This window comes from Vibrio sp. 10N.286.55.E10 (assembly GCF_002872555.1).
GTDB classification, from domain to species: Bacteria; Pseudomonadota; Gammaproteobacteria; order Enterobacterales; family Vibrionaceae; genus Vibrio; species Vibrio crassostreae.
Genome location: NZ_MCSD01000021.1, coordinates 46,177 through 69,835, shown reverse-complemented (window position 1 = coordinate 69,835; position 23,659 = coordinate 46,177). Strand labels below are relative to the sequence as shown.

The following is a 23,659-nucleotide window of genomic DNA, read 5'->3' as shown; positions in this document are numbered from 1 at the left end:
GTTATGACACCAGAGCAGCTTACCGGACAATCAGATTCTCATCTAGAACCTAGCCTGATCGGTACCAAGACCTTCTTGGTTCACAGTGAGGTTAAGAATGACCTAAACAATTTGATTGAAGCTGCTCAACTCGCTGGTTTTAAAATGGAGATTGCCAGTGGCTTTCGCGACTATGAAAGACAATCTTTGATTTGGAACCGTAAGTTTTCTGGCGAAGCTCTGATATTAGATTCAGAGAGCCAACCACTTGATGCTTCAACACTGACTGAACATCAAAAGTTGTCGGCTATCTTGAGATGGTCTGCGCTTCCCGGTGCGAGTCGTCACCATTGGGGTTGTGACTTCGATGTCTTTGCTCGTAACCTCTTACCTGAAAGCACACAGCTGCAATTAGAACCATGGGAATACCTTACCGGCCACCAGCAAGCGTTTTACCAATGGCTATCGGTTCATGCTGAACAATTTGGGTTCTTCTTCCCTTACAGTCAAGACCTGGGTGGTGTGGCGATAGAACCTTGGCATATTAGCCATCGTAACGTTTCGGAGTCGTGTTTATCACAGTTATCTCCCACTTTACTTGGCAAGCAACTCCAATCTAAGCCAATATTAGGGTATGAGATTATTATGGAGCAGCTAGACGAGATCTACGCACGCTTCGTAGCGAATATCAGTCATTAGGAGCGCTTATGTTGGAGTGGCTTACAAACCCTTGGGTTATCATCATCATCGTGGTTAGCGTCGTGGTGGGTAACATCGCAGCTCTTAAACAGACTGCCAATATGGATCTGACAGGTCGTGGTAAAACAGAGCGAGATTTAGATAAACTCAATCGCTTGGATAAGCAGAATCAAGAGAAAGCTGAAAAAGAAGAATCCAAAGACAACAAAGACGCATAGCTTTTTACTTTGGGTATCCACTTGATTAACTAATAGTCTGATAACAACGAACAAAAAAAAAGAGGACACAATGTGTCCTCTTTTTTATTGGCTTTAGCTAATCACAGAGCTGATTGAAACCAGCTCTGTGATTGCTTAAGTGCTACTACTCAGCTTTCGCTTCTTTGTCATCTTTGGTCTGGTCAGCAATATGCGCTAGTACCGGAACCATTGACTTAAGCAGCTCTTCCTCTACTGGCTTACCTGATGCATCCGTTACGTTAATCGACGTACGGTTACCAAGGTCACCAAATAGGAAGTTGTAAGTACCTGGCGCTAAATCGATAGGCTGTAGGCCAATTTCTTCCCAGAACTCATCATCTGGCGCGGCGTACTTAGCTTTCACTGTACCTTGAGACTGGTTGCGCTCTTCAAGCTCAAAGCCCATAGCAGGCAACAAGTTTGGCAGACGCTGCCAGAATACATTGTATGGTGTACGAGCAATAATCACAGGGAAACCACTTCGGTCAGCACCCATTGAGATCGGAATACGCTTCACCAACTCTTGTGCTTTCAAAGCTGCTTCAGCACGAAGGTTTTCATCGTACTTAGCCATCACTAAGTTAGTTAAGAACGCGTTGTAACGCTCTTTATTGGTTGCCGTTACTGGCTTCTCTTCAGTACCTTCACGCCAATCAATAAGGTTAATCTTAAAGCCATGACGGTTGTTCGCTTGGAAACGAGAGATAGAGTAGCGGCTGCCAAGCTCTACGTCTTCATCTTCAGAAACCCAAGTTACCCAATCAGTCTCAATCTCATTCTCGGATTGCTCACGAATACCAATACCACGTTGAGCTAGCATATCTACTGCTGTTTGCCACACTCTGTCTGCCTCTTCAGCACGAAGAAGCCATAGTGTCACTTCACCATTTTGACGCTCAGCGCGAGCACCCGGGATCAATTCAAGAACCTGTTGCGGTGGGCGAATATCAACTTCACGACCTGTACCACCACTGAACTCACCGCTTGGGATGTCAAAATTTGGGTAGAACTGAGGCTGAGCATCTTCAGGCAACTGCCATTGTGAAAACTCAGGTGTTTCTAAGTATTCGAAATCATCTTTGGCTTGGCGACGTTGAGTCGGGCTGCCAGAACATGCTGTAAGAACGAAAACAGCCAGTGACCCAATCACTAGCTGGTGAGAATACTTCATTTATACTCCTAAATGCCGAAAGTTCGCTTCGGCATCACTTCATACGTTTTAGTAAATGCACGCTTCAGTCATTGCTTGAGCAACAACAGGTTGAGCTGGTTCTGACAGTTCAGTCAGCGGTAGACGTAAGCCACCTTCAGCGATCAGACCCATTTTATGAACCGCCCATTTTACGGGAATAGGGTTAGATTCAACGAACAAATTCTTGTGTAGAGGCATCAAACGCTCATTGATCGCTTCTGCTTCTTCAAACTTACCTTCTTTTGCTAGCTTGAACATGGTTGCCATATCAGCGGCTGCAACATTATTCGTTACAGAGATCACGCCATCGCCACCACGCTTAACAAATTCTAGACCTGTTAAGTCATCACCACTTAGTAAGATAAAGTCTTCGCCACAAAGTTCACGGTGAATTGCAATTCTGTCGAGATCACCCGTCGCATCTTTAAGTGCAACGATGTTTTCGATCTCAGCAAGGCGAGCAACCGTTTCTGGCAACAAGTCTACAGCAGTACGACCAGGAACATTGTATAGGATTTGTGGAACGTCACTGACTTCAGCAATCGCTTTGTAGTGTTGGTACAAACCCTCTTGAGTCGGTTTGTTATAGTAAGGCGTTACGCTCAGACAGCCTGCAATACCAGAACCATTCAACAAACGGCTGAATAGAACAGATTCGTGAGTTGCATTTGCACCTGTACCAGCGATAACGGGAATACGACCATCAGCAAATTCAACGATCTTGTTGACGACTTTGACATGCTCTTCAATTGTGAGTGTTGAAGACTCACCTGTTGTGCCAACCGCAACCAGACCATCACTACCTGCAGCAACATGGTGATCAACCAACTTTTTAAGGCTGTCGAAATCCACTTCGCCATCTGCGTTAAATGGCGTAACTAGCGCAACGATACTTCCTGAAAACATGTCTATCTCCCTTAATTTATTCTTTTTGCATGTTACTGTAAGCCAATCAATAAACACAAGACATTAAAGTGGCTTACCGGCAACATCTGCATTAAATATTGTCGTATGTTTGAGGTAAAACGACTTCTAACAGCGTTCTACCTAGAATTTGGGTAACCTGCGCTCAATCTAGCGGATAGCACCTAACTGGATGTCAGTAACAAGTAAGCTGTGCTCTCATCACTCTATCTCGTTTTTTAACGCACCTGACATTCTTATCATTGGTTACATGTTAGAAGCAAGGTGGCTCATAAAAAGCCCCTTACGCACGCTTATTCCACAAGCTAACTGTGCTAACATGCATGAATCAATGGAATATAAAGAGACGTGATTTTATGACTCAACATCTAGTAATCACAGCTGTGGGCACTGATCGCCCAGGTGTATGCAACCAAGTGGTTCATTTAGTCACCCAATCAGGCTGTAACATTATTGATAGCCGTATCGCTCTGTTTGGCGAAGAATTTACGCTTATCATGCTACTGTCTGGAAAGGCAAATAACATTACCCGCGTTGAAACCACCCTGCCCTTGCTTGGCCAAGAGCACGACTTGATTACGATTATGAAGCGAACCTCGCCTCATGATGTTATTGAGAACTCCTACACGCTGGAAGTTTTCGTTGAGTCAGACGACAAACTCGGCCTGACCGAGCAATTCACTCAGTTCTTCGCAGACCGCAATATCGGCCTCGACTCGCTTAGCGCGCAGACCATCAATAAGTCCAAGGTTCAGCTCGATAACGACCAATTCCATATCTCTATTACCGCTTCTGTGCAATCAGAATGTAATTTGATGCAGCTACAAGAAGAATTCAATTCGCTGTGTCAGAGCCTATCAGTCCAAGGCTCGCTCAACTTTATCAAAAACAGTCTTTAAAAAGGAAATGTCATGAATACGCTAACGGCTGGTGTTCCAGCACCTGCTTTTTCTCTTCCAGATCAAGATGGCAATATCGTATCTCTTGGTGACTTCAAAGGTAAAAAAGTACTTTTCTACTTTTACCCAAAAGCAATGACTCCGGGTTGTATTGTGCAAGCTGAAGGCCTGCGTGATATCAAAGCACAGCTTGATGACCTAAATGTGGTTGTTTTAGGTGTAAGTGTTGACCCTGTAAAACGCCTACCAAACTTCGTTGCGAAGAAATCTCTAAACTTCACACTGCTGTCTGACGAAGACCACAGCGTTGCTGAACAGTTTGGCGTTTGGGGCGAGAAGAAGTTTATGGGTAAAATATACGATGGTCTGCATCGTATTAGCTTCCTAATCGATGAAGAAGGTCAGATTGAACACGTCTTCAATAAGTTCAAAACCAAGACTCACCACGAAGTGGTTTTAAATTACTTCAACCCAGAAGCTTAATCTCGATTTCAGTGAGTTGATTCTCTAAGTTCATACCTAGCGAATCTAAATACACCACTCACTAAGCCAAATGCAAAAAGGCGACTATCATCGATAGTCGCCTTTTTTATACTTATTCAAATTAATAGCTTGTTCAATTGCTATTGGCTATCAGAGGCTACCGCTGATGTTCAGGGTCATCATCGAGAGCATGACTCGGTAAGGCATTCCAAACTGCCTTCACTAACGCCTCCATGTAAATATTTCATCAGTATTATCAGCACGACTACACTCCACTTGCCCAATATAAAACTTGATATTGAAAAGTCCTATTGAAGAAATAAAAATACTATTGACAACGCAAAATTTCATTTTCTAAGCCTAACAAACGTCTTTCCATATCAAAAAACAATGAATAAGGTGAGAAAGAAATTATTGGTTGTCGTTTAAGTTCTTCATTCCTTTAATATATACTTCATAGTTATATACATCCTCTTCATCACCAATCTCAGAAAATATTCTGAATATATCTCCTGCCAGCTCTAAATCATCTAAATCTCTAGATTTAATAAGAATAAAAGCTAACTCTCTTGTCGCATAGCTTCGATCAAAAACGCGTAGTTCTCATTTTTTTTAGATATGCTATCTAGCCTATCGAGGAACTTGGTTTTGTTATAATAATGACTGAGATAATTGATATTATCCAAGTAGAAAAATATCCCATCAACAACCTTTGAGTCTTCTTCTGAAGTAAAGTCCTCCAAGAAGCAGGTATCTAATTCTTTTGTACAAGAATACTTATTCTTAGCGTTAACCCAGCTTATATCTCCATCAGCGAAAACTTGTGATGACATAAATAGTGCTAACAAAAAAACTAATATTTGATACATAAAACTCCCTAGAAGCTATTTAGTGGATTGCCATGAATTTGAGTATTGGTGTTATCTATAAAGTCATGAATTCCATTGATTTGACTATTTTCATTAAGTTGCTTCATATCTACATCATATTTCATTGAGCCTCCAGCACCACCTATGCTTGCATCCGCAGCTATACCAAGATGCCCCATGAGCACCTGCACCTAGGTGTTTCCCACCAACACCTACTCCATATTTGCCAGTAACATTAATCTCGTTTGTTTGTTCATCTCTGGTAAACTCAACACCAGTTCGGCCAACGTTTATTGATATCGAGTTTGTCACTGTTTCACCATTTGAACTCGTTGTTATATCAAAGCTCTTTCTCTTTCCAACCTGAGTACCTTTAGAATAACTAAAGTCAAATTCTAACTTTGTAGGATCCTTCGGCTTCATCTCACTAAATGGCCCCATTACATCAGAGAATGGAGCCGATGCTAGTTTACTCGCATTGACATCAAGAGATTGGCTCGCGTTTGTAGATCTCCCAATACCCCTTCTAGCCTCTCCATTTCCGCGCTTAGTGTTGGGTCTGTTTTGCCCGGGAAAGATGCTATTTCAGTAACCGAGTCTGAAATAAACTCCTCTTTTTCCTTTGTTCTAGAAGATGTCCTTGAGACATTACTCCTATCCTGATTTCTTCTGCCATTCCCGTTATCCCAACGCCCAATTTCCCTACCACGATCATCACGCATCGTTCCATCGGTATTGCAACTCCCTCCCCAAAAGTACCCAGTAGGATCAGTATACTTTAGAGGATTAATTCATCACATAAGCATATCGGTTAAAGCTGTTAGTGACATACGGAGCTTGAACAAACGGATCTGGGCTAATAAATCGCACTAATTCCTGATCGTAAACCCGGCCATTCATGTGCACTAAGCCGACTTCCACAATCTCTTCGTGGCCGGTGTAACCGCGGTTAGTGATCGCTTCTTGCACTACATCCAACGGGCCATCTTCACGCAATATTCCCTATCACTTCACAATTCACAGCCTTATTCAGTGCAAAAATAAACCTTATCTCATTAAATAGTATTAATTTTTCTGATAACGGTATCAAAATGTTTGATTTAGTCAGGTGCATTTTTCTGTGTGCTTTTTTCATCAGTACACAGACTATCGCACAGCCGAACTCTGTAGATAAAGTAAACCTATGGGAGAAAGCGCGAGTGGTTCGCTTAACACCAAGTGAAATCGATCAATTGCGCTTTGATGCAAGGCACCGTTTCTCTCGTTCTGTGCGCTCCAATAATAAAGACAGCCCCGCGACTTCTGAGGCCAATATACTCGGTTATGGCTTCAACCTTGTTTCCGAGCAACCGATAAGAAATCGCTGCATCCTTAACCGTGAGTATCAAACAATAGATAACTTCAGCCGATACGTTGAAGGGCGAATTGTTGCTAGCAAATCGGAGGTCGATGAATTTTTCTCTTCTGCACTTTCCATGAATGTCGATGGGCGCTACGGTGGCGTTTCTGCTTCTGCCCGCTTTCGACGAGACGTATCCAATAGCTTTCAAAACCTAGAACAAAACAATACAGTGGCCTTTATTATTCAAGAAAGAACAAGAAAACTCATCCGTGACGCCTGGCCCGCCATTGACCAAAGAGCACAAGCATTGCTGGAGACCAATACTGAAATCAGCAAACGTAATTTTAGATCTCTCTGTGGTGATGAATTTATCGATGGTGTGCAATACGGACGTGAGATCTCTTTGCTGTTACAAGTAAAATCAAAGACACTGCGGAACGAGGATATGGCAAAAACGGCGGCACAGATATCAGCCAATTACATGACGCTCGTTTCCGGTGACCTAGATCATGAGACCATAGAGAAATATCGACAGTACCAACAAGATTATGACATCGTGATAAAGGCCTATGCTGCGGGAGAGCCTATAACGCTTTCTGACACCAATTTATTAAACTTTGCCGAAAAATTGAGAGCCTTTGAAAGTAGCTCAAACAGGCAAGACAGTATTCTCAGTTATCAAACCTCCGCCTACCAAGTACCAGAACAAATGGAGTATTGGCAAACCTTTGAAGACTACCGTCCCGTTAGAAATACGATGGTAAAATGGCATCAATTTATGGTATTTAAGCACCCAGAACGGTGCCAGTACCGCGATGTGAAGTCTTTATGTTCTCTTACTCGGCAACAATATCAAGAGATGCAAATGAACTGTGCTAATACTTATCAATGGAGTCATTGTTACGAACCAGAATCCTCGCAGTGTCTGCTCCTTTCGGGCCAACCTTGTAACCAACTAGACATAATGGGCGAACTGAAATGGTATGATGCCGATGTTGATTGGGAACAAAGCTATGAAGTTATGTTTCCAAAAGAGGCGGTTGAGCTTCATATTATTGGTTATGAGAAAAAATTAGAAAACAGAGAAGTTAAGACCAAAACGATTGATTTGAAGATAAATCTTAACGACCCAAGCCGATTCAATGGTGAGTTTGTCTGTGATTTGATAATGAAAGAAGACAGAGTCGGTATGTGCGCAGTCCTAGATGATAAAAGATTTGGGAAAGTCATTATCGAAAAACTAAGGTATTTACTGAGAGATTAGCGGCTCTGGAAAATAGATAGGCAGATACCTTTTTAAATCGCCAGTATTGACCCGTCCTGATATGGGTTGACACTTGATTGACTAAAACGCTCGATGTACTTCATCGGGCGTTTTGTATTTTAGAGCTGTGTGAGGCCTATATTCATTATAGATTTTTACTGATTCAGCGACCATTTTCTTTGCTTCATCTAAATCATTAGGCTTATTCAACAGATACTCCATCTTCAGTATTCCGTTGATCCTCTCTGCCAACGCATTCTGATAACAGTCATAGCCATCAGTCATTGAGCAATGATACATCATACTGTCGATGCAACTCTTGGTATTCTACAGAGCAGTACTGAACACCTCGATCTGAGTGATGGACAAGCTCACCTGTATTCTTCCGCTCTTTCAACGCGTTTAAAAAGGCCTGCTTGACCGTGCGAGCTTTCATATAATCACTTATGTGATAGCCCACGATTTTTCTTGAGTAAGCGTCCGTCACTAAACTGAGATAAGTACTACCACGCCGCGTTGCTAGATAAGTAATATCGGCAACCCATAATTGCTCTTGTCCTTCCGGTATTAAGCCTTCTTTGATTCGATTTGGATGGCAGTAAAAGCGATGATTACTGTTTGTGGTTCGATGGTAAGCCCTTCGATTCGGTACTAATAATCGATTCATTCTCAGCAGAGAGAATAAGCGGTCTCGCCCGATTTCAATATCGTTTTGAGCAAGTAAATACTTGATCTTACGAGTCCCTATACGAGGGTGCATCATCCTTTGCTCCTTCACAGAACCGAGTACAGATTCATCTTTCTTTGTCTGATGAATTTCTGCAACACAGCGCTTGTAGAAAGCTTGTCGTGTAATACCTATGAAGTGACAAGCTTTGGTGACGGTCAACTTTCTGACCGTTTTTTCCTTAATAACTCGGCCTTGCGCTTCTTTGAGATTCGGACTTCGAAATCTCGATCCATGACTTTTACAACCGCTTCAAAGAACTCAGCTTTGAGCTGAATTTCTTCTAATTGCTGATCGAGTTCTTTGATTCGTTGCTCTGGGGTTTGAGTTGAGGAAGAGTTTGACACAGTCGCTCCTAACGCTCTCGATTGTTCTATTCCTTTAGACCAATCTAGTTGACCATGTTTGCGAAGCCAAACTAAAACGGTAGAGCGACCTTGGATCCCATAACGCTCTTGAACTTGCTTATAAGTCATTTCGCCTTTTTTGTCACTTATTTCGTTACTGATGGTGTACAGGGTCATCATCTAGCGCATGGCTCGGCAAGGCATTCCAAACCGCCTTCACTAAAGTCGCCAGTGGAATCGCGAAGAACACGCCCCAGAAGCCCCAAAGTCCACCAAACACTAATACCGCCACAATAATCGCAACAGGATGCAGATTCACTGCTTCAGAGAACAGAACCGGCACTAACACGTTACCATCTAGGGCTTGAATAATGCCGTAAGCCAACAATAGCCAGTAGAATTGAGGCTCAAGCCCCCACTGGAACAAGCCAACAATAGCAACCGGTACGGTTACCGCCGCTGCACCAATGTATGGAATCAATACCGAGAAACCGACAGCAACCGCTAACAGCACAGAGTAGCGAAGGTCTAAAATAGCGAAAGTTACATAGCTGACGCCACCCACGATTAAGATCTCTAGCACCTTGCCGCGGATGTAGTTCGAGATTTGTTCGTTCATCTCTTCCCATACTTTGGTCGCTAAGCGACGGTTTCGAGGAAGCACACCACTTGCCATTCTGATCATCTCTTCTTTATCTTTCAGTAAGAAGAAAATAAGCAGTGGTACTAAGATCAGATAAACACCTAGCGTCGCTAAGCTAACCAGAGACGCTAACGAGCCTTTCACCACACTCTCACCCATACCCAACGCCTTGTTCTTCGCGTTAGACATTACAGATTCAACAATCTGTAAGTTAGCAAGCTCAGGGTAACGCTCTGGAATCGTTGCAATGAACTTCTGCAAGCTACCGTACATGCTAGGAATATCATTGATCAGGTTACCCACTTGCTCCCAAATGGTTGGCACTAATCCGAATATCGCTAGTAGCATTAGGCTAAAGAACATCAAGATCACCAACATCACCGATGGCGTTCTGGGAATACCGAGTCGTTGAAGTTGAGTCACTGGCCACTCAAGTAAATAAGCCAACACAATCGCCACCAACAGCGGTGCGATCAGGTGACCAAAGAAGTAGATAGTAATAAAGCCGAATAGAATGATGGCAACCAAACTGACAGCGTGTGGATCAGAGAAACGTCGTTTATACCAACGACTGACCATTTCAAGCATCTGACTGCGATTCCTTTTTAGTGACGAGGAGATGGTGGTAATTAGAACAAACTTCTGTCATGACAACATAAGCTTGCTTAGACAAAAAAGTAACAATATCTTTCATCGAACTGTTATCTGATACATAAATTGACAAAGATTGCCCTACTTCTAACTTTACACTGTGACGCTTGGCTAATAATAACGCCATTGGGCAGCGCTCTTGGCGTAAATCTAGAATATTAGGTGTCATTCTTGGGCTCGATGCTTATTATAAGGGGCATATTGTAATCTGTTTTTGAAAACGTGCCATCATTGATTCATCTTCCTTCAGGATAGCGCACGCACTTAACAAAGGTTAAACCAGATAAAGAACCAATTTGCATTGCACTTGTCTTACTGTCAGAAGAAACGGAGTATTACTGACTAATATGTTTAAACGCGCTCGCTCAATTGCTTGCTTATGCATCGCAGCTACATTAAGCACCCCAACGTTGGCGAATACCAATAGTTTGGAGCTACCCGATATCGGTACCGCTGCTGGCGGCACACTCTCTATCGACCAAGAGCTTATCTATGGTGATGCCTACATGCGTATCATCAGAAGCAGCCAGCCTATCGTAAACGACCCAGTTTTAAACTTATATATTGATACGCTTGGTCATCGTCTGGTCGCTAACGCAAATGATGTAAAGACGCCTTTCCAGTTCTTTATGATCCGTGACCGCAACATCAACGCCTTTGCTTTCTTTGGTGGCTATGTTGCTTTGCATTCAGGTCTATTCCTGCATGCACAATCTGAAAGTGAATTGGCTTCAGTATTAGCGCACGAAATCGCGCACGTTACCCAACGTCACTTAGCACGTAGTATGGAAGATCAAGCTCGCCGTTCTCCAGCAACCATTGCTGCACTTGCGGCTTCTGTATTACTGGCGATTGCAGCTCCTGAAGCGGGCATTGCAGCCCTAACGGCAACGACAGCGGGTAATATGCAAAGCCAGATCAACTACACACGTAGTAATGAAAAAGAAGCTGACCGCTTTGGTATCAACACGCTTGCGAAAGCTGGCTTTGATGTGAATGCAATGCCACGCTTCTTTGGCCGCTTAGCCGATGAATACCGCTATGCGAGCACACCACCTCCAATGCTACTGACTCACCCATTACCAGAAGACCGAATTACAGATTCACGTGCTCGTGCTCGTAGTTACCCGCCACTGAAACTAGCTCCGTCTTTGGACTACCATCTTGCAAGAGCCCGCATTGTTGCGCGCTATGCTGGCATTAATAACGATGCTGCTCTTGATTGGTTTGAGCGTCAGCTGAAGAAAGCCCCTAAAGCCTTGGTTCCATCGTTAGAGTATGGGCAAGCGCTGGTTTACCTAGATTCTAAAAAATTAGACAAAGCAGAGCCAATTCTGAATAAACTGATTAACAGCGACCCGACCAACCTGTTTTATCTAGATGCTATTTCTGATCTGCACATCGAGAAGAAACAGCCTGAGATTGCGATTAAAGAACTTAAGTCGGCACTGGTTCGTCAGCCAAACAACCCAGTTCTGACCATCAACTACGCCAATGCACTAATTGAAAATGAAAATCTACAAGAAGCAGTTCGCGTATTGCAGCGTTACACGCACGATAACCCGAATGACACCAATGGCTGGCACCTACTTTCAAAAGTAAATACGAGCCTTGGTAATAGCGACGAAGAACTGGCTGCTCGTGCAGAAATTTTGGCACTACAAGCCAACTGGAACAAAGCGATTCAGTACTACACGCAGGCGAGCCAAATCGCAGAACTAGGCAGCCTAAAACAAGCACGCTACGACGCTCGAATTGATCAACTAATGATTCAACGAGAGCGCTTCTTGTCGCTACAATAATATGTTTACTGGTAACCGCTCGTTGCAAGAATAAAAAGAAAGCTCAACGTTACACAAAAAAGAAGTCGCCTCTGGTGGCTTCAGCTAAACAATTAAATCAAAAATAATAATGAGGAAGAACCATGTCTGTCGTGATTTATCATAATCCACGTTGCTCAAAGAGCCGTCAAACTCTCGAATTGCTTGAAACAAACGGTGTACAACCTGAAGTTATCAAGTACCTAGACACGCCTTTAACTGTCGAGCAGCTAAAAGTGCTTTTCACTCAACTGGGTTTTGACAGTGTTCGCGACATGATGCGTACCAAAGAAGCGGACTACAAAGAAGCAAACTTGGATGATGCATCAGTAACTGATGAAGATCTTTTCTCAGCAATGGCAACAAATCCAAAACTGTTCGAGCGCCCTGTGGTTGTTGCGAACAACAAAGCAAAGATTGGTCGTCCACCTGAGCAAATATTAGAGATTCTGTAATCCGATATGAGCATTAACATTCTTGTTCTTTATTATAGTCGCCATGGCAACACACAAGCTTTAGCAAGACAGATTGCACGAGGGGTGGAGTCCATCCCTGAGTGTGAAGCTATGCTGAGAACAGTGAACGACGTGTATACCGTAGAAGAGCAGCCTGATTCGCGTCATCAACCAACCGACCCTATTGCAACATTACAAGAGTTACGCTCTTGTGATGGTTTAGCGCTAGGCAGTCCGGTTTGGTTTGGTAACATGGCCGGGCCGATGAAGCACTTTTGGGATAGCACGACGTCACTGTGGATCAATGGCGATCTCATCGATAAGCCAGCTTGTGTATTCACTTCTTCTTCATCACTGCATGGTGGTCAAGAGACGACACAACAAAGCATGATGTTGCCTCTGCTGCATCATGGCATGTTAGTCGTGGGCATCCCCTACTCAGAACCTGCGCTGCACACCACTCAAACCGGTGGTACGCCTTATGGTGCAAGCAGCACAGGCGAAAGTGCTTCATTAAGCAAAGAAGAAATTGAGTTGGCGCAGAACCTAGGTAAACGCCTCGCGCGCATTGCTATGAATCAGAAAGGAATCTCTCAATGATATACATGTCAGAGAAGGCGATGTCTCCCAAAACCAAGCTATTTCGCTACCTTGCTTTAGCGGGCAACTTGTTGCTTTTATTCTGGGTGGTAGCTTGGCAAATGACACTTTCACCGCACCCTCACCTCAGTAACGTAACACTGGCAATTGCTTGGGCAATACCGCTGTTACTGCCATTACCAGGCATTTTAGCCGGTAAGCCTTATACGCACGCTTGGGCGAATTTCGTCCTGATGCTCTATTTCCTACACGCATTAACTATTTTGTATGTAGATGATGGTGAACGCTTGTTAGCGGCTGTAGAACTGCTTCTGACGACTCTTGGTTTCGCGGGCAATATCTTATTTACTCGCTTTAGGGCTAAAGAGTTAGGCATCAAGTTGAAGCGCCTTTCGGAAGTAGAAAAGAAAGAAAAAGCGAAATTCGAGCAATAATATTGATACGTTGCTCTTGAACACAGACACTAGATAAACAAAAAGCCCTGCAGGATTGCTCTTGCAGGGCTTTTTAATGTGTCATTTTAATCAGTCATGTCAGCAGACAATTATGAGCGAACCCACTCGTAGACCAAGCTTGGCTTAGCATGTACAGGCGCAGTATCAGCTGTGTTAGATTCCTCTAGCGTTGCGTCAGGCGTGTTCGTTAGCTCAGTATCCTCAGATACCTCGTTGCCATTAATCACTTGTACGCCTGAGTCAGTTTCGTCACCAACGACTTCAGCAGCGTCTGTTGAATCATCGCCTACAGACATGGTGTTGTCTTGAGTTTCAAATTCAGGGCTCACTTCAGGCTCAATGTAAGATTCTTCAACCTTCGCAACTTGGCGAATACTTGCAACTTCTTGCTCAAACTCTTGTTGAGTCGACAATAAGTGAATTCGGAAAGTTACTTCGTTGTTCTGAATCTTCAGAATATCTAGGCTTGCCACCGAGTTGAGACGCTTAAGTGCGTTTTCCAACTGAAAGAAGTCTTGAGCATTATTCAGGCTAATAAACTGCGTTAAAATCGATTCTGATGACTCACTCGCTACCGTCACAGCACTTTTTCCTGCGTAGTAGTTACTGATTTGGTCGACTAACTTCTTAGAAGTCGTGGCACTGTTACCTGATAAAGAACCACTTACAGGCGATGTTGGTGCGCTCGTCAATTGACTTGGCTTTTGATCGTATAGAGTCCAACGTAGACCTGAAGATTGAGCCTTGATCACCAATACAGCATCAACAGGGTAACGCTGACTCGCTTTACTGATTGGCGTAACAAAGCTGCCCCACAAATCAGAAGTTGCAATACCCGTAATATCGTCAAAGTCACCCACAGGCAGCGTTAGAGGCAAACCGCGCTCTTTTGCGTTTGCTTGCAAGCCCGCTGCTAACTGCGAGTTAGAGTGTTCCCAGACGATATTCTTGTCGTAGTTGTCCTCTTCTACCAGCCAAACAAGGATGTTTGAACGCGTGTCAGGCCAGTACGGTAACTGTGCTTGAGTCAATAGCGAACGGATTTGAGCACCGTTAAAACGCATACGCAATGTTGATTGGTCATTGCTTTCACCAAAACTCATTTGAGACATGTACTGCGAACTCTTGCGCATCGCCTTTTGAATCGTCTCATTCGAAGCGACATCAGTTTGGCCGGTCGCACGTATCAATACCTGCTCCATACCTGTATTTCTTGCCACTTGTTCTGGCTGTTTGTCTTCAGCGTTAATCGCAACTTCAGCACTAAAAATATCTACTTGAGTTAAGGCATAACTCGGAGAGGCTAATAGTCCCATCAACAACAATGCTATGTAGCGCATACTGATCCTAATATTCAAATCTTGTGCCTAGATGATAAGCAACTATGGATTGAGGGGCAAGGTCGATAGCGCCCACTGTGTTTAATAACCACAAAATATCACCTGGCCATGATAAATCGCTCACTTATAAACTGAATTTCTAGGGCTTAGATGGATATAAAACATCATTAAGATAAATAAATTTGATCTATTTGGTGTGGCAATCGATTGCTAAGTGATAGAATCCCGCGAATTTTATTTTTCGCTTTTCATATAACGACCATTTTAAGGACATAACATGAAAAATGCTCTGCAAGGTGCGCAAATGCTGTTTGTAGCATTTGGTGCGCTTGTACTCGTGCCGCTACTAACAGGACTTGACCCCAACGTTGCACTCTTTGGCGCAGGTATTGGTACCCTTTTATTCCAACTTATTACACGCCGTTCAGTGCCAATCTTCTTAGCATCTTCTTTTGCATTCATCGCGCCTATCATGTTTGGTATTCAAACTTGGGGTGTCGGTGCAACCATGGGCGGCCTAATGGCGGCAGGTGTTGTGTATGTACTAATGGGCGCGTTAATTAAAGTTCGTGGCGTTGGCTTTATCCATAAACTGCTCCCACCAGTCGTTGTTGGCCCAGTAATTATGGTTATTGGTTTAGGTCTTGCACCTGTTGCAGTTAACATGGCGCTAGGTAAGACAGGCGACGGCGCGGTTCAACTTGTTGATGCAGACGCTGCACTGTGGATCTCTTCGATTTCACTGTTAGTGACGATTGTCATCAGTGTGTTCTCAAAAGGCTTCCTTAAGCTGCTGCCAATCTTCGGTGGTATTGTTGCGGGTTACATCACTAGCTTGGTATACGGCGCGGTAGACTTCACACCAGTAGCGCAAGCGTCTTGGTTAGCACTACCAAACTTCACAGCGCCAGAGTTCAACATCAACGCTATCTTCTTTATGGTGTTTGTCGCGATTGCACCTGCTGTTGAGCACGTAGGCGACATGCTTGCTATTTCTAATGTAACAGGCAAAGACTACCTTAAGAAACCAGGTTTACACCGCACTATTACTGGCGACGGCGTGGCAACCATTGCCGCTTCAATGCTGGGCGCGCCACCAAACACTACGTACAGTGAAGTAACAGGTGCAGTTATGCTGACCAAAGCATTCAACCCAGTGATCATGACTTGGGCTGCTGTAACAGCCATCGTTCTTGCATTGGTCGGTAAGCTAGGTGCACTACTTCAAACGATTCCGGTTCCTGTAATGGGCGGCATCATGATTCTACTGTTTGGCTCTATCGCAACCGTAGGTTTGAATACTCTAATTCAAAACAAAGTTGACCTACACAAATCACGCAACCTTGTGATTGTCGGCATTACTTTAGTCTTTGGTATTGGCGGCATGGCCTTTGGTATCGGTGATTTCAGCCTACAGGGCGTAAGCTTGTGCGGTATCGTGGCGATTCTACTTAACCTAGTGCTTCCAGAAGAGTTAGGTGACAACACTGTGGTAGACAAAGCTCAAATCGATTAATGAATCGGTAAGGCTATATTCAAAAGAATCACAAACCAACAAGATCAAAAAAGGGAGAGCATTGAATGCTCTCCCTTTTTACTAATACGGCTAATTCAGCGAGTTAAGAAACGGTTTAGAGTCACTTAAGCTGAAACCGAATTACTTAGTACCGAAGATCTTATCACCAGCATCGCCAAGACCAGGAACAATGTAGCCCTTGTCGTTTAGCTTCTCATCGATTGCAGCGGTGTAAAGCTCAACGTCTGGGTGCGCTTTTTCTAGAGCAGCGATACCTTCAGGAGCAGCAACAAGCACAAGAATCTTAAAGTGCTTACAACCTTTCTCTTTCATTAGGTCGATAGTCGCGATCATAGAACCACCTGTCGCAAGCATTGGGTCTACCACTAGAGCAATACGCTCGTCGATGTTAGATGCAAGCTTGTTGAAGTATGGTACTGGCTCAAGTGTTTCTTCGTCACGGTAAATACCAACAACGCTGATACGTGCACTTGGGATGTGCTCAAGAACGCCGTCCATCATGCCTAGACCAGCACGTAGGATTGGCACTACCGTTACTTTTTTACCTTTAATTTGGTCAACTTCTACTGGACCGTTCCAACCGTTAATCGTCACACGCTCAGTTTCAAAGTCTGATGTCGCTTCGTATGTTAGAAGGCTACCCACTTCTGTCGCTAGCTCACGAAAACGCTTAGTGCTAATCTCACCTTCACGCATCAGGCCAATTTTATGTTTTACTAGCGGGTGTTTCACTTCAACAACTTTCATTTCCAACTCCGGCAATATTTAAACAAACCTGTAGATTATACACGAACTCTAAGGTTATTTCAGAATCTTTATTCTAATAAAAAAAACCGCGCAAACGTTTGCTCTTGGTAATCAAGCCCTGTTAGAATAGCGCCGTTTTCACATCCAACTTAAGTTCGAGGACTATCCCGTGAGTGGTAATACTTCTTCTCTAAGCTACAAAGACGCTGGTGTTGATATCGACGCAGGTAATGCACTAGTAGACCGTATTAAAGGTGCTGTTAAACGCACTCGTCGCCCTGAAGTAATGGGCGGTATTGGTGGCTTTGGCGCCCTATGTGAACTTCCAACGAAATACAAAGAGCCGGTACTTGTTTCAGGTACTGATGGTGTTGGTACTAAACTTCGCCTTGCTTTGGATCTGAAAAAACACGACACCATTGGTATCGACCTAGTGGCAATGTGTGTGAACGACCTAATCGTTCAAGGTGGTGAGCCGCTATTCTTCCTAGACTACTACGCAACAGGTAAGCTAGATGTAGATACAGCAGCAGACGTTGTTTCTGGTATCGCTGAAGGTTGTGTTCAAGCTGGTTGTGCACTAATCGGTGGTGAAACGGCTGAAATGCCAGGCATGTACGAAGGCGACGACTACGACGTAGCTGGTTTCTGTGTTGGTGTTGTAGAAAAAGCTGACATCATTGACGGCACTAAAGTAGCAGCAGGCGACGCACTTATCGCTGTTGGTTCAAGTGGTCCACACTCAAACGGTTACTCTTTAATTCGTAAAGTTCTAGAAGTTTCTGGTGCTGATAAGAGTGAAGAACTAGAAGGTCGCACTATCGGTGAGCACCTACTAGAACCTACTAAGATTTACATCAAATCGGCACTTAAGATGATTGCTGAGCATGACATTCATGCTATCTCGCACATCACAGGTGGTGGTTTCTGGGAAAATATCCCACGCGTACTTCCTGAAGGCACTAAAGCAGTCATTGATGGCAAGAGCTGGGAATGGCCAGCTATCTTCAACTGGCTACAAGAGAAAGGTAACGTGGAAACATTTGAAATGTACCGCACTTTCAACTGTGGTGTAGGCCTAGTTGTTGCTCTACCTAAAGATCAAGCAGACGCTGCTGTTGAACTACTGAAAGCAGAAGGCGAAAACGCTTGGGTTATCGGTGAGATCGCAAACGCTGAAGCTGGCGAAGAGCAAGTAGAAATCAAATAAGTGATACGCTCACTTACTTAGTTAATCAATGAGGACCTAATGGTCCTCATTTTGCTATTTAGCCCGCAGAAAACCTTAGTTTATGTAGGTACATTGTAAACAGTCCAGTTAACCAATCGCATGACCCACTCTATGAAGAACAGCCATTCTATGAATAACAGTCACTCTAAGAAAAACATCGTCGTTTTAGTCTCAGGAAGCGGAAGTAACTTGCAGGCAATTTTGGATGCCTGTGAGAGCCACACGATTGATGCCTCTGTTAAGGCCGTTTTCTCAAACAAAGCAGAGGCTTTTGGTCTAGAGAGAGCAAAGTCAGCAGGTGTTGACGCTCATTCGGTGAATCCAAAAGAATTTAATTCGCGTGAAGAATTTGATCATGAATTGATGGTTCAGATCGATGCTTACCAACCCGACCTGATTGTACTCGCTGGCTATATGCGCATTCTGAGTTCAGAGTTTGTTCGTCATTACGCGGGTAAAATGATCAATATCCACCCTTCTCTATTACCTAAGTATCCGGGGCTGCACACCCACCAGCGTGCTATTGATGCTCAGGACAAAGAGCATGGCACCAGCGTCCACTTTGTTACCGAAGAGCTCGATGGTGGTCCTGTAATCTTACAAGCTAAGGTGCCAGTATTTGAAGGGGATGATGCCGACATGCTAGCGAGCCGAGTACTCACCCAAGAACACTGCATTTATCCTCTGGTCTGCAAGTGGTTCGCGGAAGATCGTTTATCAATGGCAAACGGACAAGCTATCTTAGACAGCAAGGCATTGGGCAAACACGGTTACGCAGAAGAGTGATTCGTTAAAACTAAACCAAATAAAAAGGCCGCTTACTGATTCATTAGTTCAGTAAGCGGCCTTTCTTTTATGCGTTTCAAATTAATACTATTCGGAATACTTAGCTCAATGGCTCAGTTGGTGCTTGGCTTGCAACCTTTTTAGGTGCGTAAGCAACATCTTCCAACGCTTTATGGTTATTACCAATCAGCTCACCAAAATGAAACAGTGCGTATTCGCCTGGCTTCATTCTAAACCACTCTTCATTGCATGTTAGAGGCTGCGTTGCGACGACCGTAACCACATCATTTGGCGTGGTCTCTTCTTGAAAGTTTATCTCAACATCTTCATCAATCAGGCTCGCATTACCAAAAGGTGCACGTCTTGTTATCCAGTACAAGTGATTCGTACAATAGGTCATCACATACTCACCATCACTGAGTAGCATGTTAAAGACACCTTTCTCACGCAACTGGTCACAACATTCCGCGACAAAGCGAAACATACCTTCCATGTCTTGTGGTGGTTCAGGGAAACGATCTTCTAGCTGTTTCACTAACCAACAAAAAGAAAGTTCACTGTCCGTCTCGCCAACAGGTCTGAAACGACCACTAACCAGATCATCGTAATCCGTTAATTGGCCATTATGAGCGAAGGTCCAGTATCGTCCCCATAGCTCACGGGTAAATGGGTGAGTATTTTCTAGATTAACGCCACCACGATTGGCTTGACGGATATGACTGACAACAGCTTGGCTTTTAATTGGGTAGTTTTGAACTAACTCAGCAATCTTTGATTCACAGCTAGGGTTAGGATCTTTGAACGTTCGAAAGCCCTTCCCTTCATAAAAGGTGATTCCCCAACCATCACGATGTGGTCCGGTATTACCTCCACGCTGCATCAGGCCGGTGAAACTAAAACAAATATCAGTTGGCACATTCGCGCTCATACCGAGCAATTCACACATGGTTTAATCTACTCCCTTTTAAAACCAATGGAGCCACAAACCTGGGCTCCAAATGTCTGTAAAACTATTATTCCATTTCTTTTTCAACAAGCTGAATCACAATATGAATGATCTTAATGTGAATCTCTTGGATACGGTCTGCGTAACCAAAATGTGGCACTCGGATTTCGATATCAGCGCAACCCGCCATTTTACCGCCATCTTTACCCGTCAATGCAATCGTCTTCATGCCTTTAGCTTGAGCAGCTTCAATCGCTTTCAAAATGTTGGCAGAGTTACCTGAAGTCGACAGACCGAACAACACATCACCTTTACGACCTACCGCTTCTACATAACGAGAAAATACGTGGTCGTAGCCAAAATCATTACTCACGCAAGACAGGTGGCTTGGATCTGAAATCGCAATACCAGCGTAACCTGGACGGTTTTCACGGTATCGGCCAGTAAGCTCTTCTGCGAAGTGCATTGCATCACAGTGTGAACCACCGTTACCACAAGAAAGCACTTTGCCCTCTTGCTTGAATGAGTCAGCAATCAGTTTTGCCGCCGCTTCAATTTGAGCGATGTTATGGTCATCACTCAGGAACTTATTCAGAACGTCAGCAGCTTCGTTCAATTCACTTTTGATTAGGTCATGGTACATAAGGCTTATCTCTTATATTTTTTTACGCAACTTAAAGTACGTGAAATGAGAGCTGAGGGTTTTCCCCTCTTTTACCTGAGTTTACCCACAAACATGAAATAGTGTCGACACTTAAGCCCAAAGATTGCCACCTTAATTAGAGTCTCGCTGCCGATCCGTCCAAATATTCGCCACCAACCTCTCACAATTAGAACTTTAACTCTATTGAGATCACTTTTTATTCACTTTGGAGTTTTACAAATATTTAATATTTTGTTTACACTTGACTGGTTAGACCTCTTACCTAAAACTTAATAACAATAAGTGATCTCTGAAAAGGAAATCGATCATGAACATATTGCTCTCCCTACTCGGCATGACAGCCATCTTAGGCGTCTGTCTTTACCATAGAGTTAGTCTGGTACGTGCATTAGTTGTATTAACTGGCGCAATGGTAGCATTAACACTGTTCGGCGGCGTGGCAGTCACTGGTTGGCTTTGTTACTTGTTAGCCGTTGCGATCTTTGCTGTGCCAGCCATTCGTCAAACTCTCATCAGCCAAAAAGCGCTTTCTGTATTTAAGAAAGTACTACCGGCAATGTCTCAAACAGAAAAAGAAGCACTGGAAGCCGGCACCGTTTGGTGGGAAGCAGAGTTGTTCAAAGGCAAGCCTGAATGGAAAAAGCTACAAAACATCGCTGATCCAAAACTGTCTGGCGCAGAACAAGCGTTCCTAGACGGCCCGGTAAACACGGTGTGTGAAATGGTCAATGATTACCAAGTCACCCATGAGCTTGCAGATTTGCCACCAGAAGTATGGCAATACCTGAAAGACCATAAATTCTTCGCCATGATCATCAAGAAAAAATACGGCGGTTTAGAATTCTCGGCTTACGCTCAGTCTTTGGTTCTTCAGAAGCTAACCGGCGTTTCTAGCGTATTGTCATCAACGGTTGGCGTACCTAACTCATTAGGCCCTGGTGAGTTATTACAACACTACGGTACAGAAGAACAAAGAAATCATTACCTGCCGCGCCTAGCGGAAGGTAAAGAGATCCCTTGTTTTGCCCTGACGAGCCCAGAAGCTGGCTCTGATGCAGGTTCAATCCCAGATTACGGTGTGGTATGTAAAGGCGAATGGCAAGGTGAAGAAGTATTGGGCATGCGCCTAACTTGGAACAAGCGTTACATCACCCTAGCACCTGTCGCGACGGTATTAGGCTTGGCCTTTAAACTGCGTGACCCTGATGGTCTGCTTGGTGACCAAAAAGATCTAGGCATCACTTGTGCGCTTATCCCAACGGATTTAAAAGGCGTAGAAATTGGCAATCGCCACTTCCCGCTGAATGTGCCGTTCCAGAACGGTCCGACGCAAGGCGACGATATCTTTGTGCCTATCGACTTCATCATTGGTGGCCAGAAAATGGCAGGTCAAGGCTGGCGTATGCTGGTTGAGTGTCTGTCGGTTGGTCGTGGTATCACACTGCCTTCAAACTCAACGGGTGGTATTAAGTCTGCTGCATTAGCAACGGGCGCTTATGCTCGTATTCGTCGTCAATTCAAACAACCGATTGGCCGCATGGAAGGGGTTGAAGAGCCACTTGCACGCCTAGCGGGTAACGCTTATGTGATGGATGCGGCAAGTAATCTAACCGTTGCAGGTATCGATCTTGGCGAAAAACCTTCGGTTATCTCAGCAATCGTTAAGTACCACTGTACACACCGTGGTCAGCGCAGCATCATCGATGCTATGGATATTGTTGGCGGTAAAGGTATTTGCTTAGGTCCATCGAACTTCCTAGCTCGTGGCTACCAAGGTTCGCCTATCGCGATTACGGTTGAAGGCGCAAACATCCTGACTCGTTCAATGATCATCTATGGTCAAGGTGCGATTCGCTGTCACCCTTACGTACTTAACGAAATGGAAGCGGCTTATTCTGAAAGCAGTGATGCTCTAGATAAGTTTGATTCGGCATTAGCAGGACACGTTAGCTTTACTATGAGTAACCTAGTCCGCAGCTTGTGGTTTGGTTTAACCGATGGCCGTGGTTCAGATGCGCCAACACCTTCAAATAAAACCGATAAACAGACACAACGTTACTACCAACAGCTAAACCGCTACAGTGCAAACCTAGCGCTACTGTCTGATATCTCAATGGCAGTTCTAGGTGGCTCACTGAAGCGTAGAGAACGTTTATCAGCAAGATTGGGGGACATCCTGAGTCAACTTTACCTCGGCTCAGCAACGCTGAAACGCTTTGAAAGCGAAGGCAGCCACGCTGAAGATCTACCGTTAGTACATTGGGGTATGCAAGATAGCTTACGCCAAACTGAAGTGGCGATTGATGAGTTCTTAGCGAACTTCCCTAACCCTGTGATTGGTCGTCTGCTTCGTGTTGTGCTAATGCCATTTGGCCGTATCCGTCGTGCACCAAACGACAAGCTGGATAGCAAAGTCGCGCACATTCTACAAACACCAAGTGAAACACGCTCTCGTATCGGTCGTGGCCAATACCTAGAAGCAACGGAATACAACCCAGTAGGTAAGATTGAAAAAGCGCTAGAAGTGATTCTTCAAGCTGAACCTCTGTTCGATAAGGTTTGTAAAGAAACTCATCAAAAACGTGCTTTCTTACGACTCGACCTTGTCGCGCAGTTGGGACTTGAAAAAGGTATCTTAACGCAAGACGAAGCAAATCTTCTGATTAGCGCTGAGGAACACAGACTGTACACGATTAACGTTGATGACTTCTCACCAGAGGAGCTTGCAGCAAAGTCTCAGTACCCAGACCAATCGATTGATAACGTCGCTTAAGGTCAAAAATAGAAACAAAAACGGGACTCCTATGAGTCCCGTTTTTT

General features: G+C 44.2%; 24 protein-coding genes and 1 pseudogene. 13 read left to right on the top strand and 12 right to left on the bottom strand.

All coding sequences use genetic code 11. The annotated features are described in order from the left end of the window. The first annotated feature begins 3 nt into the window (after positions 1-3). Both BCV39_RS13430 and BCV39_RS13425 read left to right on the top strand, forming a co-directional pair. Positions 4-678, top strand: coding sequence for a M15 family metallopeptidase (locus tag BCV39_RS13430; RefSeq protein WP_048661246.1), 675 nt, complete (start codon positions 4-6; stop codon positions 676-678). A gap of 8 nt (positions 679-686) precedes the next feature. Beyond that, positions 687-896: a DUF2897 family protein gene (locus tag BCV39_RS13425; RefSeq protein ID WP_102432036.1), complete on the top strand. Its 210-nt coding sequence runs from the start codon at positions 687-689 to the stop codon at positions 894-896. Between the two features lie 145 nt (positions 897-1,041). Here the strand turns inward: BCV39_RS13425 and bamC are convergent, their stop codons facing one another. Next, the gene (gene bamC / locus BCV39_RS13420) at positions 1,042-2,088 is read right to left on the bottom strand and encodes an outer membrane protein assembly factor BamC (RefSeq protein WP_102432037.1); all 1,047 of its coding nucleotides are present in this window, start codon (positions 2,086-2,088) and stop codon (positions 1,042-1,044) included. A 48-nt stretch (positions 2,089-2,136) separates the two neighbouring features. Beyond that, positions 2,137-3,015 carry a 4-hydroxy-tetrahydrodipicolinate synthase gene (dapA, locus tag BCV39_RS13415; RefSeq protein ID WP_017632493.1) on the bottom strand — a complete coding sequence of 293 codons (879 nt, stop codon included), beginning with the start codon at positions 3,013-3,015 and terminating at the stop codon, positions 2,137-2,139. 374 nt (positions 3,016-3,389) lie between these two features. Here dapA and BCV39_RS13410 point away from each other — a divergent pair, with 374 nt between their 5' ends. Beyond that, on the top strand, positions 3,390-3,932 hold the full coding sequence (locus BCV39_RS13410; RefSeq protein ID WP_017632494.1) for a glycine cleavage system protein R: 543 nt from the start codon (positions 3,390-3,392) through the stop codon (positions 3,930-3,932). Between the two features lie 12 nt (positions 3,933-3,944). Further along, entirely contained in the window at positions 3,945-4,415 is a 471-nt protein-coding gene (gene bcp / locus BCV39_RS13405) for a thioredoxin-dependent thiol peroxidase (protein ID WP_102432038.1), read from the top strand. 560 nt (positions 4,416-4,975) lie between these two features. Here the strand turns inward: bcp and BCV39_RS13400 are convergent. The 3 genes from BCV39_RS13400 to BCV39_RS23365 all read right to left on the bottom strand — a co-directional run bounded on the left by BCV39_RS13400 (position 4,976) and on the right by BCV39_RS23365 (position 6,280). After that, the gene (locus BCV39_RS13400) at positions 4,976-5,284 is read right to left on the bottom strand and encodes a hypothetical protein (protein ID WP_102432039.1); all 309 of its coding nucleotides are present in this window, start codon (positions 5,282-5,284) and stop codon (positions 4,976-4,978) included. 8 nt (positions 5,285-5,292) lie between these two features. Then, positions 5,293-5,463: a hypothetical protein gene (locus tag BCV39_RS23065; protein WP_157933146.1), complete on the bottom strand. Its 171-nt coding sequence runs from the start codon at positions 5,461-5,463 to the stop codon at positions 5,293-5,295. A gap of 607 nt (positions 5,464-6,070) precedes the next feature. Continuing rightward, on the bottom strand, positions 6,071-6,280 hold the full coding sequence (locus BCV39_RS23365) for an RHS repeat-associated core domain-containing protein (protein WP_241902295.1): 210 nt from the start codon (positions 6,278-6,280) through the stop codon (positions 6,071-6,073). Positions 6,281-6,375: 95 nt separating this feature from the next. Between BCV39_RS23365 and BCV39_RS13385 the strand changes: the two genes are divergently transcribed. After that, positions 6,376-7,890 carry a hypothetical protein gene (locus tag BCV39_RS13385; RefSeq protein WP_102432040.1) on the top strand — a complete coding sequence of 505 codons (1,515 nt, stop codon included), beginning with the start codon at positions 6,376-6,378 and terminating at the stop codon, positions 7,888-7,890. 81 nt (positions 7,891-7,971) lie between these two features. Here the strand turns inward: BCV39_RS13385 and BCV39_RS13380 are convergent. From BCV39_RS13380 to BCV39_RS13370, 3 genes and pseudogenes are all read right to left on the bottom strand, one after another. Next, positions 7,972-9,105, bottom strand: a pseudogene (locus BCV39_RS13380) (IS3 family transposase); the annotation flags it as partial. A gap of 13 nt (positions 9,106-9,118) precedes the next feature. Next, positions 9,119-10,195 (bottom strand): AI-2E family transporter, encoded by a 1,077-nt coding sequence (locus BCV39_RS13375; RefSeq protein WP_008222960.1) that lies wholly within the window; start codon positions 10,193-10,195, stop codon positions 9,119-9,121. Next, positions 10,188-10,427, bottom strand: coding sequence for a sulfurtransferase TusA family protein (locus BCV39_RS13370; protein WP_004738640.1), 240 nt, complete (start codon positions 10,425-10,427; stop codon positions 10,188-10,190). Before BCV39_RS13370 ends, BCV39_RS13375 begins: the two co-directional genes overlap by 8 nt. 178 nt (positions 10,428-10,605) lie before the next feature. On the opposite strand from BCV39_RS13370, the gene BCV39_RS13365 reads away from it, so the two are divergent. The 4 genes from BCV39_RS13365 (at position 10,606) to BCV39_RS13350 (ending at position 13,567) form a co-directional block, all read left to right on the top strand. Beyond that, positions 10,606-12,060 carry a M48 family metallopeptidase gene (locus BCV39_RS13365; protein ID WP_057622310.1) on the top strand — a complete coding sequence of 485 codons (1,455 nt, stop codon included), beginning with the start codon at positions 10,606-10,608 and terminating at the stop codon, positions 12,058-12,060. A 122-nt stretch (positions 12,061-12,182) separates the two neighbouring features. After that, a complete protein-coding gene (gene arsC, locus BCV39_RS13360; RefSeq protein ID WP_102432041.1) occupies positions 12,183-12,533 on the top strand; it encodes an arsenate reductase (glutaredoxin) in 351 nt (116 codons plus the stop codon). Between the two features lie 6 nt (positions 12,534-12,539). Next, positions 12,540-13,133 (top strand): NAD(P)H:quinone oxidoreductase, encoded by a 594-nt coding sequence (wrbA, locus tag BCV39_RS13355; RefSeq protein WP_048661240.1) that lies wholly within the window; start codon positions 12,540-12,542, stop codon positions 13,131-13,133. Further along, positions 13,130-13,567, top strand: coding sequence for a DUF2069 domain-containing protein (locus BCV39_RS13350; RefSeq protein ID WP_057622309.1), 438 nt, complete (start codon positions 13,130-13,132; stop codon positions 13,565-13,567). Before wrbA ends, BCV39_RS13350 begins: the two co-directional genes overlap by 4 nt. A gap of 110 nt (positions 13,568-13,677) precedes the next feature. Here BCV39_RS13350 and BCV39_RS13345 read toward each other — a convergent pair whose 3' ends face one another. After that, on the bottom strand, positions 13,678-14,928 hold the full coding sequence (locus BCV39_RS13345) for a DUF2066 domain-containing protein (RefSeq protein WP_048661238.1): 1,251 nt from the start codon (positions 14,926-14,928) through the stop codon (positions 13,678-13,680). Between the two features lie 277 nt (positions 14,929-15,205). Here BCV39_RS13345 and BCV39_RS13340 point away from each other — a divergent pair, with 277 nt between their 5' ends. After that, positions 15,206-16,444: a uracil-xanthine permease family protein gene (locus BCV39_RS13340; protein WP_048661237.1), complete on the top strand. Its 1,239-nt coding sequence runs from the start codon at positions 15,206-15,208 to the stop codon at positions 16,442-16,444. Positions 16,445-16,585: 141 nt separating this feature from the next. On the opposite strand, the gene upp is transcribed toward BCV39_RS13340, so the two are convergent. Further along, on the bottom strand, positions 16,586-17,212 hold the full coding sequence (upp, locus tag BCV39_RS13335) for a uracil phosphoribosyltransferase (RefSeq protein ID WP_017060716.1): 627 nt from the start codon (positions 17,210-17,212) through the stop codon (positions 16,586-16,588). A 169-nt stretch (positions 17,213-17,381) separates the two neighbouring features. On the opposite strand from upp, the gene purM reads away from it, so the two are divergent. Beyond that, positions 17,382-18,422 carry a phosphoribosylformylglycinamidine cyclo-ligase gene (gene purM / locus BCV39_RS13330; RefSeq protein ID WP_008222945.1) on the top strand — a complete coding sequence of 347 codons (1,041 nt, stop codon included), beginning with the start codon at positions 17,382-17,384 and terminating at the stop codon, positions 18,420-18,422. A 120-nt stretch (positions 18,423-18,542) separates the two neighbouring features. Continuing rightward, entirely contained in the window at positions 18,543-19,229 is a 687-nt protein-coding gene (purN, locus tag BCV39_RS13325) for a phosphoribosylglycinamide formyltransferase (RefSeq protein ID WP_102432042.1), read from the top strand. Between the two features lie 100 nt (positions 19,230-19,329). Here purN and BCV39_RS13320 read toward each other — a convergent pair whose 3' ends face one another. After that, positions 19,330-20,175: a class II glutamine amidotransferase gene (locus tag BCV39_RS13320; protein WP_017079424.1), complete on the bottom strand. Its 846-nt coding sequence runs from the start codon at positions 20,173-20,175 to the stop codon at positions 19,330-19,332. A gap of 67 nt (positions 20,176-20,242) precedes the next feature. After that, positions 20,243-20,818 carry a D-sedoheptulose 7-phosphate isomerase gene (gene lpcA / locus BCV39_RS13315; RefSeq protein WP_004734322.1) on the bottom strand — a complete coding sequence of 192 codons (576 nt, stop codon included), beginning with the start codon at positions 20,816-20,818 and terminating at the stop codon, positions 20,243-20,245. Positions 20,819-21,146: 328 nt separating this feature from the next. On the opposite strand from lpcA, the gene fadE reads away from it, so the two are divergent. Then, positions 21,147-23,612 (top strand): acyl-CoA dehydrogenase FadE, encoded by a 2,466-nt coding sequence (fadE, locus tag BCV39_RS13305; RefSeq protein WP_102432043.1) that lies wholly within the window; start codon positions 21,147-21,149, stop codon positions 23,610-23,612. The last annotated feature ends 47 nt before the right edge of the window (positions 23,613-23,659 follow it).